We start from the raw sequence: 13,897 nt of genomic DNA, 5'->3' as shown, positions 1-13,897 counted from the left end.
TTCGCTGCCCGACAGCGCGAGCTGCAGGCGCAGCTGGCCGAAGCGCAGGCCGGTGGCGACAGCCAGGCCGTGGCCAATGCCGGCCGCGCGCTCGGCATGCTGCGGCAGATCGAGGCCGAAGCTGCCCAGCAGCGGCAACGCGAGGAGCAGCAGAAACGCATGGAAGCCCAGCAGGCCAAGCCGACCGAGCAGCAGGCGCAGGAACCGCGCAAGGTCATCCGGCTGGAAGTGCCGGGGCGGGCGGCGGTGGATGTGGCCGTGGGCAGTGACACTGATGAAACCAACCTGCTCGGCATCCTCGAGCAGGCCGGCTTGAGGACGCTGTAATGCAGTTGACCCTGGACGCAATCGACCTGGCGGACAACCCAGCCCTGGGCGGCGAGCAGATGGAGTGGGTAGACGAATGGGACTGGAACGCCGTCGAGCAGGAGCAGGAACGCAGCCTCACCGGCGCGCTGATCGTACAGGAGGGCGCCAAGCTGTACGGGCGCCCGATCACCCTCAGCAGCAACGGCGGGGCCTGGTTCACGCTGGCCAGGGTGCGCGAGCTGGAAGCGCTGGCCAGTGTGCCGGGCGCCGTGCACCTGCTCACCCTGCCGACCGGCGCCCAGCACTATGTGACCTGGAACCGCGTGGCCGGCCCGGCGGTGCAGGCGCGGGCGGTGCACCGCACCGTCAACCCGGACCCCGACTGGCTGCACGAGCTGACCCTGCGCCTGATCACCGTGGCGCCACCACCGCCGCCTGAGCCCGACCCCGAACCCTGATCAGCCCGCCCCGTGCGGGCTTTTTGTTGCCTGGAGATTGGCATGACGATCAACGTCACCGATGTAAAGCTGCTCAAGAGCCAGCGCCTGACTGACGAAGCGGACGGTGGTGGCCGCGCCACCGGCAACGCCGTGGTCGATGGCGAGGTGAACAACCTGTTCCCCGACATCAGCCGCCTCGACCGCACCACCGGCCGCATCAACCTGCGCAAGGTGTTCGCTGGCGTGATGACCCAGAACAACGACGCCTACTTGGGCGCCCATGGCATCGTCACCCAGGCACCGGCCGACCCGCGCGTCAGCGTGCTGCTGTTCAATACCGGCAGCCAGACCGACGTGCGCGCCAATGCGCGCGATGCCATCGAGAGCTACGTGGCCGCCGCCACCGCGGCGCCGTTCGAACTGCTTGGCACCCAGCTGGCCGGCCAGCGCGCCATCGCCTGCGTGCAGCGCGAGGAGCAGCGCATCCCCGAGGTGGGCGAGGTGTTCCAGCTGGCGGGCATCAACGGCACCCAGTATGTGCGCCTGACCGAGGTGGACGCCCGCCTGGAGACCTTCACCTACGACTACGGCAACGGCAACTTCATCAACTTCACCCGCCGCCGGCTGGACATGAAGATCAGCGCGCCGCTGCAGGTACTGTTTCCGGGCGGCCAGGTCACCCCAGCCGGCACCACGCCCACAAGTCTGGACGGCCAGGCGCGCGCCCGGGTGCTGAGCACCCAGGTGGCGGACGCCGCGCGCTACTACGGCATCAGCCCGCTGGCCGAAGCTGTCAGTGCTGGCGCGCTCAACCTGCGCGTCGAGAGCGTGTATTCCCAACTGGTGCCGAGCACCACGAAAGAGACCGCCCTGGTCGACCTGCTCGGCGGTTACCAGCGGCAGATCTATGTGCCGGCCGGCCCGCAGCGCTCGGTAAACCTCACCGTCGCCGCGGGTGCGGTGGTGGGCGAGTCGCGCACCTTCCTGGGTACCGGCTGTGCGCCTGGCACGCTGAGCATCACCGTCAACAGCGGCACCTACACCGACGACAGCAAGGGCGGCCTGCGATATGTGAGCGGCAGCAACTGGCTCAGCTCCGGGCGCATCGACTACCAGACCGGCGAGATCACCCTGGTGCGCACCGGCACCAGCTTCACCGGCTCGGCCACCGGCAGTTACCGGCCTGGCGCCGCGGCCACCGGTGACACCATCACCGGCGAGCTGGAAATCACCCTGGGCAGCCGCGGCTATGTCTACACCCTGAACCTGGCCGGCGCCGTACCGCGGGCCGGCACGCTGTCCGTGGCCTACATGGCGCTGGGCAAATGGTACGAGCTGCGCGACCCCGGCGACGGGCTGCTGGTGGGCGAGGGCGCCGGCACCGTTGCCTTCGCGACCGGCTCGGTGTCGCTGACCCTCAACGCGCTGCCGGATGTCGGCAGCTCGCTGGTGTACAGCTACGTCAGCTCGGCCGACAACGCCATCACCCAGCGCGCTGGCGGCAGTGTGGTGCCCGTGCTGCGGGTGCGCTACACCCTGCCCGAGGGCGGGGTGGTGCCGGGCACGTTCTCGGCCACCTACACCGCCGGCACCGTGCGCACGCTGACCGACGACGGCCAGGGCAACCTGAGCGGCACCGGCGGCAGTGGCACTATCGCCTACGCCTCGGGCGAGGTGAACATGTTGCTCGCCGCCACCCCGGCCAGCGGCATCGCCTACAACTGGCAGCAGGGCGCCGTCGACAGCGCGGCGCAGAGCGTGAGCAGCGACGGCAGCGGCATGACGACGTTCACCATCCCGGGTGCGCCGCTCAAGCCGGGCAGTGTGCGGGTGAGCTGGATGACCACCCGCCGCCAGGCCGCGCCGGCCATCAACTGGCAGGTGATCGAGACCGGCAACGCGCTGCCGGTATATGACGGCTACCGCGACCTGGCCAACGTGGCGAACGACAACGGCGCCGGTGGTTGGCAGGGCGGCCGGGCCGGCAGCATCAACTACACCACCGGCGAGGTGGTGCTGCAGGTGGCAGCGCTGTACGACTACACCGAGTACACCTACAGCAACCGCTCTACGGGTAGCGGCTTCCTGCGCAAGACCGAGCCGGTGCTGGTCACCACCGTGGTGCAGCTGCGCGAGGCCTTTGGCGGCACCCTCACCCACTCGGCCCAGGCCGACAGCGTGAGCACCGACCCGCAGAGTGCCAGCCAGGCCCAGCCGCCGATCACCGTTGAGCTGCTGCCGGGCATTGCCGAGCCAATCGTGCCCGGCTCGCTGCTGTTCTCGTGGAATGGCGGGCTGTACACCGACCGCTCCGGCATCCTCTACCGCGATATCGCCAGCAACACCAACGGCGGCACCGCGGTGGGCACGGTGAACTATGCCGACCGTACCGCGACGCTGAGCAGCTACGCGGGCAACGCCTCGGGCCCCGTGGTGCTGCTGGCCTGCCTGACCACGGCGGTAGGTTTCAGCGTAACCGCTGCGACCTTCCGCACCCCCGGCGCGCCGCTGCGCGCCGGCAGCATGCAGGTGACGGTGGTGCGTGCCGATACGGCCGAGATCGTTACGGCCGCGGCGGATCTCAATGGCGAGTTCGACACCGGCATCGTACGCGGCACGGTGGACGCCACAACCGGCATCGCCCGGCTGACGTTCACCACCGACCCGGCCGACGACACCGGCAACAGCGATGTGCCGGTGATCCCGCTGCTGCTGCGCTACAACGCCGTGGTGCAGACGCGCCTGCCGCTGGATGCCGGCCTGCTCGGGCTGGACCCGGTGCGCCTGCCAGCCGATGGCCGGGTGCCGATCTACAGCGAGGGCTATGTGCTGGTGATCCACCACACCGCCGAAACGCCGGTGGCCTCGCCGGACCCAGGCGGCACCGTGACGCTGGCCCGCCAGCAGCAGGCGGCCATCGAGGTGGTGGATGGCAACGGTGTGGTGCTGCGCGCGGCCTCCTACAGCGCCGACCGTGACGCCGGCACCGTGACCTGGGCCAACCCGCTGGTGCTGCAGGACGAGGAGGGCAACCCGCTCTCCACGCCGCTGCTGATTCGCGACCGGGTGGAGCACATGACGCTGTGCACCGAGGTGCAGATTACCGGCGAGCTGGGCATTGGCTCGCCGCTGCCGTGGGATCTGCCTGCCGGTGAAGCGCAGGTCTCCAGTGCAGTGGCCTGGGGTGACCTGCAGTCGCGCATCCACACCTGGTTCACCCAGCAGACCTGGAGCAGCGGCGCGCCGAACTGGACGGATGCGCCCATCGGCAACACCACCACCGCGCAATACAACAGCCTGAGCTACCCGCCAATCATCACCAACGGCGGCGCCATCGACGGCAAGTGGGCGCTGGTGTTCACCAGCTCCGGCGCATTCAACGTGGTGGAGGAGAAGCTGGGGGTGATCGCCACCGGCAATACCAGCTCGGACTGCTCGCCGATCAACGCCCTGACCGGCGAGCCGTATTTCACCATCCGTTGGCAGGGGTGGGGCAGTGGTTGGGCGGCCGGCAACGCCGTGCGCTTCAACACCGATTCGGCGTTGGGGCCGATGTGGGTGATTCGTACCGTGATCAGCGGGCAGGGCACGGTGGATGACGACGAGTTCTATCTGCAGATCCGGGGCGATGCCGATTAACCCGGTGGGGCCTTACCAGGCCCCGCCTCTCTCAGCAAAGGATGATCGATGATTCGCTTCTACCACCGGGACACGCCGGGCGTGCCCACGATGTCCTACTCGCCGACCATCTCCACTCGATGGGGGCAGTTTTCGGCAATGATCAAAGTCCTGCTTTCCACGGGGAACGGCTCGATTCAGCCGCTGGGATGGCAGCTGGTTGTGGATGACCCCAACTACCTTGTCTTCCGGCAGGGTAAGCCGGGGGGCGCCTATCTGCACTTCAAGTTGTGGGGCGGGGCTGCCCTGGCGTTGCAGTTGACTCTGGCCGAGGACTTCACTGGGGTGGATGGCAGCTACAACATGCTGGGCAATGGGGTTGTGTCCGGTGTAGTGGCGGGGAGTGCTGTTCATGCGTTCACCCATGCGCTTAACCACCGCTCGGGGTCTACTTCCTGGGTTGTCGCAGGGGATGAGAACACCTTTATCTTCAACTGGTCGGAGAACGGCAACACCGAGACCCCGGGAGGGGGTGGCAGTTCCGGTAGTGCGCTGATGTATGTGGGCGATGACCTTGAGGGCAATGTCATTGCTATCGGTGGGCTAGAGGCGTCGCCTAGTGGCTCTTACCCCAACAACTATTTCTCCAAGCTCGGATTCACTGCGCTGCGCGATCCCAGTACAGGCTTGTTAGTGGACACCGGCTCATTGTCAGTGGAGGCCAATCTCTACCACTCCACCGTGGCTTACCGGGTTATGACTTGGTCCGGGCTTATACCCGAGCTACATCTGGGGCCTGTTACTTGGATGGGGGGCGGCGTCGTTGCGGGAGACCTTCGTGGTCTGCGAATTGCCCTTGAAGTGGCGGGCTGTGTTAACCCCAATGCCGCTGCTGCCATTGGCTTTTCCGGCACGTACAACTCGCGCACCTGCTTCACCCCGATTGATCTTGGGGATGGCTATAACTACTCGTTGGCCTACACATACAACCCAGCACCCATGCTGATGATCACTGACAACCCGGCCTATTGGTGATGGCATGACTGTACTCAGCACGGCCTACGGGCATCCGGTTCAAGAGAGCCCCCCGGTGATTCCGCATGAGACCTTGAACTTTAAGCTACAGAGGGAAGGCGAGTGGGCCTTGGGCCGTCGAGAGCTGCGGTTTTATCGCAGCTGGAGTGGCGTCGCTAAGCTGGAAATGATCTTTGTAGACCCTGGTGCTGGCGATGGCGTCTGTGAGCAAACCTTCAAGATTCCCACGGCGGAGCTGTTGGCCCAGGGCGAGTGGCTGGTGGTGGGCGCGGACGACAACGCCCCGAGGAAGATCCGCGCGGCTTACCTGACCTTCACCGAAAGCGGCACCTACACCTTCAACATCACCATGGGGGATGGTACGGGCGGCTCGCCGGGCGATCCGGCTCTAGTGAATGCCTTGGTTCGCGTGGATCGTGCACCCGTTTCGCGTGAGGTGGTTCTGGTGGAGCGGACATTCGAGGGCCAGTGGCGCCTAGCCGGCTTCGGCCCTACGCCTGATGGCGAGGGGGCGGTGGAGGTGCGGGTGCTAGGGGGCAGCGTGTACGCGATGGCCACCGATGATTACGGCCTAGCCTTTACCGCCAATCTGGAAGTCACGGCCGGCCAGCGGGTGAGGCCTACACAGTTTGGCGGCTGGCTGTACGAAATCACCGAGGCCGGGCAGCTGCCGCCAGCTGAGCCGCAGTGGTGGGCCGCCGAGGGTGACAACCCATCGCGCTTGCTGGGCACCGCGCGGGCTATCGCCGTGCGCTACTTCCGCCCCCTGGCCCATGGGCCGATCCCTGTCGAGGTGGTCTGAATGTTGAGCATCATCGTTGGCGGCGGTTGGGGTCGTGCTGCCCAGGTCGACCGCCAGGGCGAGGCCGTGCCGTGGAATGGCCTGCGGCCTCTGTCGCTGTCGCGCTGCTCGGCCTGGCAGCAGGGGCGAGTGCTGGATCGCGGCGCTGCCGATGTGGGCTGGTCGGCGGTGCCGCTGCGTGACCTGTCGCGCGGCGCGCCTTGGTTGCCTGCCCAGGCGCTGGATCGGCGGCCAGGTGCCATGCCCTGGAGCTGGGTGCCGTCCCGGGATCTGGCCCTGGCGGCTGGCTGGGATCGGTCGATTCGCCCGGCCGAGCTGCGCCTGCGGCTGATCTACAACCCGGAGCCTGCGCACAAGGATGTGCGCCTATGGCTCGGCCATCGCCGCTCGAATGAGTTCGGCCCGCGCTTCGATGCCGCCACCGCGCTGCAGGCCAGCCTGTACGTGCCTGGGACTGGGGCGCTGGCCTTCAACCTGGGCGGCCGGCCGTACTTCCCGAACACCTCGCCGGCTGTCTTCTTCGACTTTCGCTTCGTGCCCGTGAAGGCGGCCATCCAGCCGACCGACATGGCCCGCACCAGTCTGCGCTGGCAGGACGCGCGCCGGCTGAACCTTCGCAACCGCCTGCCCTGGGGGCGGGCGCGGGTGCTCGATGGGCCGCTGACCGGCATCGAGTACATCGACTACCCCGGGCCGGTCAAACCGCTGCCCGAGCCGCCGCCCGATCCCGAGATACTGGATACCTACATGATCGCCAACACCGTCAACCTGGTGGCGCTGCCCTCGCGCACGCCCATCGAGGCGAAGAACGTGCGCATCTCCCTGGATGCAGACTCGTTCAGCTGGGCCTTCAGCGCCGACATCTTCACCCGCGCGGCGTTGGAGCTGGTGAAGCCGGATGCCGGCGGCGCCGGCGAGCTTGAGCTGGATATCAACGGCTGGAAGTGGGTGCTGCTCGTCGAGCGCTACAGCCGTCAGCAGCGTTTCCCGGCCGAGGCCTACACCATCACCGGCGGCACGCGCGGCCAACTGCTGGCCGCGCCCTACGCGCCCTTGCGCAGTGCGCTCAACGCGGCGCCGATCAACGCCGGCCAGGCCGCCGAGGCCGAGCTGCTGAACACGGGCTTTACCCTGACCTGGCAGGCCACCGACTGGCCGTTCCCGGCCGGCGCGTTGAGCTACCAGAGCCAGACGGCCATCCAGGTGATCGCCCGGCTGGCCGATACGGTGGGCGCCGTGGTGCTGCCCGCTCGCGATAGCGACCACCTGGACGTGTTGCCGCGCTACCCGGTGCCGCCGTGGGAGTGGGACCAGGTCGACGCGCCGATCACGCGCATCATCCCGCCGGCGATGATGACCGACCTGGGCGGCGAGTGGACGCCGCAGCCAGCCTGGAACGCCTGCTACACCAGCGGCACCTCGGTCGGCTGCTCGATGCTCGTGCGCCGCGCCGGCACTGCCGGCGATAACCCGACGCCGGACGTGTTCGACGACTGGCTGACCGACCAGCCCGCCAACCTGGCCCGCGGCACGCACGAGCTGAGCAAGGGCGGCAACATCGAGATCGTTAGCCTGACCATCCCGCTGTTCCCGTTCAGCAATGACCACGGCGTGGGGCTGATCCTCCCGGCGCACCTGTACCAGGTGCCCGAGGAGTCCGGCGCCTGGGTCGGCCTGTGCCTCGGCGTGGACATCAGCGCCGAGGGCACCGGCGCCGTGCGGGTGAAACAGCAGATCAAACTGGAGCGGCACCACTGATGGCGACAATCAACCCCTGGCGCCGCTTTATCGGCCTACTGCCCGGCGGCGTACGCACGGTAGCCATCGTGCGCAGCATCAACACCACGGCCGGCACCAGCGAAGTGGAACTGCGCACCGGCACTCGCGTGACCGTGCGCGGCGTCGACATCGCCGTGAACAGCAAGGCCTACATCGCCGATGGCGTGATCACCGGGCCGGCGCCGAGCCTGCCGCATTTTGATGTGGATGTTTAGGCGGGTGGTTCTGGCTCACCGCTCCAGTCAATGCTCACGGCCTGGGGCGCTTTGATCGCCAGGTGAGCGTGACTGCGGTGTAGATCTCGAATGCGGATCGTGATGCCTTCAGCGATGAGCTGACGCAGCTCAACCTCGCTGATGTCCTGCTCGATGCGTAGCAGTACCTCATCCCCGGCGCGGCCCTTGAGTACGAACGCCATGCGTCTGCCTCCATGCAGTAGTGTCTGTCGTTCAACCTTAGACCATGCATTGCGCTGGAGTTAGTTCAGAGCGATTCGAGTCGCAGCGACTCGGCCAGCAATTCGTCGGCGAGCCGCTCCAGCTCACGTACCACCGCCGCGCCGTCCTCTGGCCGGAATAACTCGGCTTCGGCCAGCTCGCTTTCAGTGGGTATCGCTCCGCGAATTGCATCGGCGGCCAGCCCGGCCGCAAAGGCTTTCACTCTCACGCTTGCCATAAATGTCCTCGCCCGCTGAGCGCGGGTTTCCTGTGTCTGGAGAAAATATGCCTCTGAATCATATTCGAGAGCAGGCCATCGCGCCCGCGCTCGCGCTGCTGCCTGCGCGCATGTCGAGCCCTCCTGCGGAGATCATGCTGCTGGCCATCGGCCTGCAGGAATCCCGCTTCACCCATCGTCGCCAGGTTGGTGGCCCAGCGCGTGGTTTCTGGCAGTTCGAGCTGGGCGGTGGCGTGCGCGGCGTCATGCGCCACCCGGTTACGGCGGAGCATGCCCGCGCGCTGTGCAAGGCCCGCGGCGTAACTGCTACCGAGGGGGAGGTTTATGCCGCCCTTGAGCACGACGATGTACTGGCCGCCGGGTTCGCGCGGCTGCTGCTGTGGTCTGACCCGGCGCGGCTACCGGCTGTTGGTGAGGTGGCCGCGGGGTGGGATCTCTACATGCGCACCTGGCGCCCTGGCAAACCGCATCGGCGTACCTGGGATGCGCTGTATGCCCAGGCGATGGATGAGGTGGCGGCATGATCGGCGCTCTGGCGGATCGAACCGCGGTTCTCGGAGTCGTGGCGGTGCTGGCCTTCTTGGCCGGCTGGAAGGTCAACGGCTGGCGGCTAGGCGAGGGCATCGCCCAGGGCCTCGTCGAGGCCGTGAATACCGTTCGCATGGTCGAGCGGCAACAACAGAGCGTCGCGGACGCCGAAGGGCATAAAGGCCATGATGAACTCGAAGAACTGCGGCGCGCTGCTGCTGATGCTGGGGCTGCTGCTGACGGGTTGCGCAAGCAAGCCAGCAGCTTGGCCACTCAACTCGCTACCTGCAATGCCGGAACTGCCGGCGAGCGCGCGGCAAGGGAAGGCGCCGCCGCAGTGCTCACCGACGTGCTTGGAGAGATGGAATCAGCGGGTAGAGAAATGGCGGCAGAGGCTGATGGACGCAGGATTAAAGGTCTCACCTGCGAGCGCACCTATGGGGGAGTGAAGTCGGTATCAGAGTAATCGGCCGGGGTCGTGGGCAATCGCCTACGGCCCCGGCTTCTCTCTTTTGCGTGGATGGTCAATTCAGAACTCTGGCAGATTCTCTAGGTTGTCGCGCTTTCTGTTGTTGCTATCTGTAGTGATATAGATATCGTCTATCACCTGAACGCTCGCCCCATACATAAGCGTATTGTTCGTGCCGGGCGTTCTTGTGATGAAAGATGCCTTTCCTAGGCGAATCAGGTCTGCGATGAATGCTCGGGACACTGTTCGTACAGGGCCAACTTCTTTCGGTTTCTCTTCTCTTACCTGGACATACTCGATATGTGTCCTCCCAGTGTTGTATCGAACTGCTGTGATGCAAAAGTCGGCCATGCTCATTCCCTCGTTGTGGCGACGTGCCGGTATGTGATCTAAGGGTGGGAGGATCGCTTTTCAAGGCCGCAGCTTTGTGCTGGCTGTTCCGGCATTAAGCGGGCTCGACCGGCTGCAGCAGCTCCGGGTAATCGTTGCGATTGTTGCCGACATCGGTCGTGACCGGGTAAGCCTCGAAGTCCTCGCGGCTGATGGCGATAGCGCTGTGCACTTGCTCGCTGCTGGTGCTGGGCGACAGCCATAGATCGAACTGCTTAGGCGCCAGGATGACGGGCATGCGGTGGTGGATGGCCGCCACCGGCCCGGCTGCATCCCGCGTCAGTAGAGCGCAGGACAGCACCTGCTGACCCTCCGGCCCGACCCAGGATGACCACAGGCCGGCGATGGCGAGCATGCCGTTGTCGGTTGCGTGGTGGTAGTAGGGCTGGTTCACCAGCCGCCCGGCGCGGTTGCGCACCTGCTGGTGCTCATTCCACTCATACCAGCCCAGGGCCGGCATGATGCAGCGCTGCGCGCGGATCGCCTGGCGCCACATCGGCTTGCTGGCGGCCTCTTCGCTGCGGGCGTTGAAGCTGAAGGTCGGCGGAACGGGCTTCTTCCACCAGGTCGGAATCAGCCCCCAGCGTGCGCCGTCCAGTTCCAGCTCGCCATCATCATTCAGACGCAGGAGCGGCACCTGAGTGCTCGGCGCAACGTTGTAGCGCCTGATCCACTGCCTGGAGTTGCGCGCGCCGATGTGCCAGTACTGCTCAATGGCTCGATCATCGGGGGAGACGTAGCGGCCGCACATGGTGATTCCCGCCTGGTTAGTCGGCTGTCCAGCGCTTGGCGTTCGGGTTGCGGATAAGTGTCATGCGCCAGGGCTCGGCGTCTGGTCGCGTGATCAGCAGGCCGTCGACGATCCCGATCACCACGGGAGCATAGTCGACGTAGCGGATCAGGCGGGGCACGACTCCGGGTGTCACGCTGATGCAGCCCAGCAGCTGCCGATCTGGATCGGCGAACAGGTGCCCCTCGCCGCCGATTCTCCCGATGAGCGTATCGGCCTCGTGTACCAGGTACTCGTAGTGCCAGGCCCATTGGGTCTCGGCGGCCGCGTTCAGCCGCAGATAGGCTTCGTACGTCTCGAATGCAGCGAAGGAGAGGCGATTGCGAGTATCCGTCGAGATCTCGCCGAGCTGCAGCAGATCATTAGCCCGGTCCCGCAGGTAGGCGTAGTGCTCCACCTCATGGTTCCGCCAGGCGTGCCCGTCATGGTAGGCGGTCAGCCATCGGCTGGTGGCGAGGCTCTTGTGGGAAAGGTCGTGCAGGTCCATTGCTTAACTGTATTTACATACAGTTGTTTTGTCTATCGCATCAAAAAGGCCCGGCGCCGTAGGGGATTCCCTGCGGTGCCGGGCCTTTTTTTGTGTCTGCGATTTGGCTGCTGAATGGCCTGGAACTCGTTACGCCAAGATTACGCCAGGCATAAAAAAAGGCCTTGAAAATCAAGGCCTTTCGTTTGTTTCGTGGTGCCCCGGGGGAGACTCGAACTCCCACTCCTTTCGAAAACGGATTTTGAATCCGCCGCGTCTACCGATTCCGCCACCGGGGCACGATGGCGGCGCAGTATAGGGATGCCTCAGAGTCCGGTCAATCGGCGTGCGTGGCCAGTTTGGGGGAATTCCGGTAAGCTTTGCCGCCCTGCAGAATTGCCCCCTCCGATCATGCGTGTTGCCGATTTCCACTTCGATCTTCCCGAGTCGTTGATCGCCCGTCATCCCCTGGCCGAACGTCGGGCCAGCCGTCTGCTGCAACTGGACGGGCCCAGCGGCGAACTGCGCCACGGCCAGTTCACCGACTTGCTCGGCCATTTGCGCGCCGGCGATCTGATGGTGTTCAACAATACCCGGGTGATTCCGGCGCGGTTGTTCGGCCAGAAGGCCTCCGGCGGCAAGCTCGAGGTGCTGGTAGAGCGGGTGCTGGATCAGCACCGCGTGCTGGCGCACGTGCGTTCCAGCAAATCGCCCAAGCCCGGTTCGCAGATTTTCGTCGACGGTGGCGGCGAGGCCGAGATGGTCGCGCGTCACGACGCCCTGTTCGAGCTGCGCTTTACCGAGCCGGTGCTGCCGATGCTCGAACGCGTCGGTCATATGCCGCTGCCGCCTTATATAGACAGGCCGGACGACGAGGCCGACCGCGAGCGCTACCAGACCGTCTACGCCGAGAAGGCCGGTGCGGTGGCGGCGCCCACCGCCGGGTTGCACTTCGACGACGAGCTGCTGGCGGCGATCCGCGCCAAGGGCGTGGACACCGCCTTCGTCACCCTGCACGTCGGTGCCGGCACCTTCCAGCCGGTGCGTGTCGAGCGGATCGAAGACCACCATATGCACAGCGAATGGCTGGAGGTCGGTCAGGACGTGGTCGACGCCGTGGCCGCCTGCCGGGCGCGCGGCGGTCGGGTGATCGCGGTGGGCACCACCAGCGTGCGCTCGCTGGAGACGGCGGCGCGCGATGGCGAGCTGAAGGCCTTCAGCGGCGACACCGACATCTTCATCTACCCGGGCCGCCCGTTCCATGTGGTCGATGCCCTGGTGACCAATTTCCATTTGCCCGAGTCGACCCTGCTGATGCTGGTGTCGGCCTTCGCCGGCTACGCCGAGACCATGGCCGCCTACCGCGAGGCCGTGGCGCAGGGCTATCGCTTCTTCAGTTACGGTGATGCCATGTTCATCACCCGCAATCCCGCCGCGCGCGGGCCCGAGGTTTGAGTATGTCGCGCACCTGTCGCATGTCCTTCGAGTTGCTGGCTACCGACGGCAAGGCCCGTCGCGGCCGGCTGACCTTCCCCCGTGGCGTGGTCGAGACCCCGGCCTTCATGCCGGTGGGTACCTACGGCACGGTCAAGGGCATGTTGCCGCGCGACGTCGAGGATATCGGCGCGCAGATCATCCTCGGTAACACCTTCCACCTGTGGCTGCGCCCGGGCATGGAAGTGATCAAGAAGCACGGCGACCTGCACGACTTCATGCAGTGGCAGGGGCCGATCCTCACCGACTCCGGCGGTTTTCAGGTGTTCAGCCTGGGCGCGATGCGCAAGATCAAGGAGGAGGGCGTGTACTTCGCCTCGCCGGTCGATGGCGCCAAGGTGTTCATGGGCCCGGAAGAGTCGATGCAGGTGCAGCGCGACCTGGGCTCGGACATCGTGATGATCTTCGACGAATGCACGCCGTACCCGGCCGAGTTCGACGTGGCCAAGCGCTCCATGGAGCTGTCGCTGCGTTGGGCCAAGCGTTCCAAGGCCGCCCATGGCGAGAGCACGGCGGCGCTGTTCGGCATCGTCCAGGGCGGCATGCACGAAGAGTTGCGCATGCGCTCGCTGGAAGGGCTGTGCGAGATCGGCTTCGACGGCCTGGCCATCGGCGGTCTGTCGGTGGGCGAGCCGAAGGAGGAGATGATCCGCGTGCTGGACTTCCTGCCGCCGCAGATGCCGGCCGACAAGCCGCGCTACCTGATGGGCGTGGGCAAGCCGGAAGACCTGGTCGAGGGCGTGCGCCGCGGGGTGGACATGTTCGACTGCGTGATGCCGACGCGCAATGCACGCAACGGCCACCTGTTCGTCGACAGCGGCGTGGTGAAGATCCGCAACGCCGTGCACAAGCACGACGACTCGCCGCTGGATCCGAGCTGCGACTGTTACACCTGCAAACACTTCTCCCGCGCCTACCTGCATCACCTGGACAAGTGCGGCGAAATGCTCGGTAGCATGCTCAATACCATCCATAACTTGCGGCATTATCAGCGGGTTATGGCTGGTTTGCGCGAGGCTATCGGACAGGGTACATTGGCCGCCTTTGTCGAAAGCTTCTATGCCAAGCGCGGCCTGCCCGTGCCGCCGCTGGACTGATTCCC

16 protein-coding genes and 1 tRNA gene are annotated in these 13,897 nt (G+C 65.9%); 11 read left to right on the top strand and 6 right to left on the bottom strand.

What is annotated here, in order from left to right; all coding sequences use genetic code 11:
• From N878_RS28855 to N878_RS06025, 7 genes are all read left to right on the top strand, one after another.
• Nucleotides 1–327, top strand: a 327-nt coding sequence (locus N878_RS28855) for a hypothetical protein (protein ID WP_031302823.1), incomplete at its 5' end; no start/stop codon positions are given.
• Nucleotides 327–767 carry a hypothetical protein gene (locus N878_RS06050; RefSeq protein ID WP_021442784.1) on the top strand — a complete coding sequence of 147 codons (441 nt, stop codon included), beginning with the start codon at nucleotides 327–329 and terminating at the stop codon, nucleotides 765–767. The genes N878_RS28855 and N878_RS06050, both read left to right, overlap by 1 nt.
• 42 nt (nucleotides 768–809) lie before the next feature.
• Entirely contained in the window at nucleotides 810–4,388 is a 3,579-nt protein-coding gene (locus tag N878_RS06045) for a hypothetical protein (RefSeq protein ID WP_021442783.1), read from the top strand.
• A 48-nt stretch (nucleotides 4,389–4,436) separates the two neighbouring features.
• Nucleotides 4,437–5,402: a hypothetical protein gene (locus tag N878_RS06040; RefSeq protein ID WP_021442782.1), complete on the top strand. Its 966-nt coding sequence runs from the start codon at nucleotides 4,437–4,439 to the stop codon at nucleotides 5,400–5,402.
• A 4-nt stretch (nucleotides 5,403–5,406) separates the two neighbouring features.
• Nucleotides 5,407–6,204 carry a hypothetical protein gene (locus N878_RS06035; protein ID WP_021442781.1) on the top strand — a complete coding sequence of 266 codons (798 nt, stop codon included), beginning with the start codon at nucleotides 5,407–5,409 and terminating at the stop codon, nucleotides 6,202–6,204.
• Nucleotides 6,205–7,962 carry a hypothetical protein gene (locus N878_RS06030; RefSeq protein ID WP_021442780.1) on the top strand — a complete coding sequence of 586 codons (1,758 nt, stop codon included), beginning with the start codon at nucleotides 6,205–6,207 and terminating at the stop codon, nucleotides 7,960–7,962. It abuts the gene before it with no gap.
• Nucleotides 7,962–8,198 carry a hypothetical protein gene (locus tag N878_RS06025; RefSeq protein ID WP_021442779.1) on the top strand — a complete coding sequence of 79 codons (237 nt, stop codon included), beginning with the start codon at nucleotides 7,962–7,964 and terminating at the stop codon, nucleotides 8,196–8,198. The genes N878_RS06030 and N878_RS06025 overlap by 1 nt, the downstream gene beginning before the upstream one ends.
• Here the strand turns inward: N878_RS06025 and N878_RS06020 are convergent.
• Both N878_RS06020 and N878_RS06015 read right to left on the bottom strand, forming a co-directional pair.
• On the bottom strand, nucleotides 8,195–8,401 hold the full coding sequence (locus tag N878_RS06020) for a hypothetical protein (RefSeq protein WP_021442778.1): 207 nt from the start codon (nucleotides 8,399–8,401) through the stop codon (nucleotides 8,195–8,197). The genes N878_RS06025 and N878_RS06020 overlap by 4 nt on opposite strands.
• 65 nt (nucleotides 8,402–8,466) lie before the next feature.
• A complete protein-coding gene (locus N878_RS06015) occupies nucleotides 8,467–8,643 on the bottom strand; it encodes a hypothetical protein (RefSeq protein WP_156350854.1) in 177 nt (58 codons plus the stop codon).
• A gap of 62 nt (nucleotides 8,644–8,705) precedes the next feature.
• Between N878_RS06015 and N878_RS29450 the strand changes: the two genes are divergently transcribed.
• Entirely contained in the window at nucleotides 8,706–9,182 is a 477-nt protein-coding gene (locus N878_RS29450; protein ID WP_021442776.1) for a hypothetical protein, read from the top strand.
• Nucleotides 9,179–9,652 (top strand): DUF2514 family protein, encoded by a 474-nt coding sequence (locus N878_RS26670; protein ID WP_082457805.1) that lies wholly within the window; start codon nucleotides 9,179–9,181, stop codon nucleotides 9,650–9,652. The genes N878_RS29450 and N878_RS26670 overlap by 4 nt, the downstream gene beginning before the upstream one ends.
• 63 nt (nucleotides 9,653–9,715) lie before the next feature.
• Here the strand turns inward: N878_RS26670 and N878_RS29920 are convergent, their stop codons facing one another.
• The 4 genes from N878_RS29920 to N878_RS05995 all read right to left on the bottom strand — a co-directional run bounded on the left by N878_RS29920 (nucleotide 9,716) and on the right by N878_RS05995 (nucleotide 11,600).
• The gene (locus N878_RS29920; RefSeq protein ID WP_177342877.1) at nucleotides 9,716–10,006 is read right to left on the bottom strand and encodes a DUF3892 domain-containing protein; all 291 of its coding nucleotides are present in this window, start codon (nucleotides 10,004–10,006) and stop codon (nucleotides 9,716–9,718) included.
• Between the two features lie 94 nt (nucleotides 10,007–10,100).
• Nucleotides 10,101–10,796 carry an SOS response-associated peptidase gene (locus N878_RS06005; protein WP_021442774.1) on the bottom strand — a complete coding sequence of 232 codons (696 nt, stop codon included), beginning with the start codon at nucleotides 10,794–10,796 and terminating at the stop codon, nucleotides 10,101–10,103.
• A gap of 16 nt (nucleotides 10,797–10,812) precedes the next feature.
• Complete coding sequence (locus tag N878_RS06000; protein WP_021442773.1) at nucleotides 10,813–11,322, bottom strand: hypothetical protein; 510 nt, start codon at nucleotides 11,320–11,322, stop codon at nucleotides 10,813–10,815.
• Between the two features lie 193 nt (nucleotides 11,323–11,515).
• A tRNA-Leu gene (locus N878_RS05995) sits at nucleotides 11,516–11,600 on the bottom strand.
• Nucleotides 11,601–11,712: 112 nt separating this feature from the next.
• On the opposite strand from N878_RS05995, the gene queA reads away from it, so the two are divergent.
• Complete coding sequence (queA, locus tag N878_RS05990) at nucleotides 11,713–12,756, top strand: tRNA preQ1(34) S-adenosylmethionine ribosyltransferase-isomerase QueA (protein ID WP_021442772.1); 1,044 nt, start codon at nucleotides 11,713–11,715, stop codon at nucleotides 12,754–12,756.
• Nucleotides 12,757–12,776: 20 nt separating this feature from the next.
• Nucleotides 12,777–13,892: a tRNA guanosine(34) transglycosylase Tgt gene (tgt, locus tag N878_RS05985; protein WP_031302820.1), complete on the top strand. Its 1,116-nt coding sequence runs from the start codon at nucleotides 12,777–12,779 to the stop codon at nucleotides 13,890–13,892.
• Nucleotides 13,893–13,897 lie beyond the last annotated feature (5 nt).

Source organism: Pseudomonas sp. EGD-AK9 (genome assembly GCF_000465935.2).
Classification (GTDB): Bacteria; Pseudomonadota; Gammaproteobacteria; order Pseudomonadales; family Pseudomonadaceae; genus Aquipseudomonas.
The sequence above is the reverse complement of the archived record's forward strand: the minus strand, read 5'-3'. Positions and strand labels throughout refer to the sequence as shown.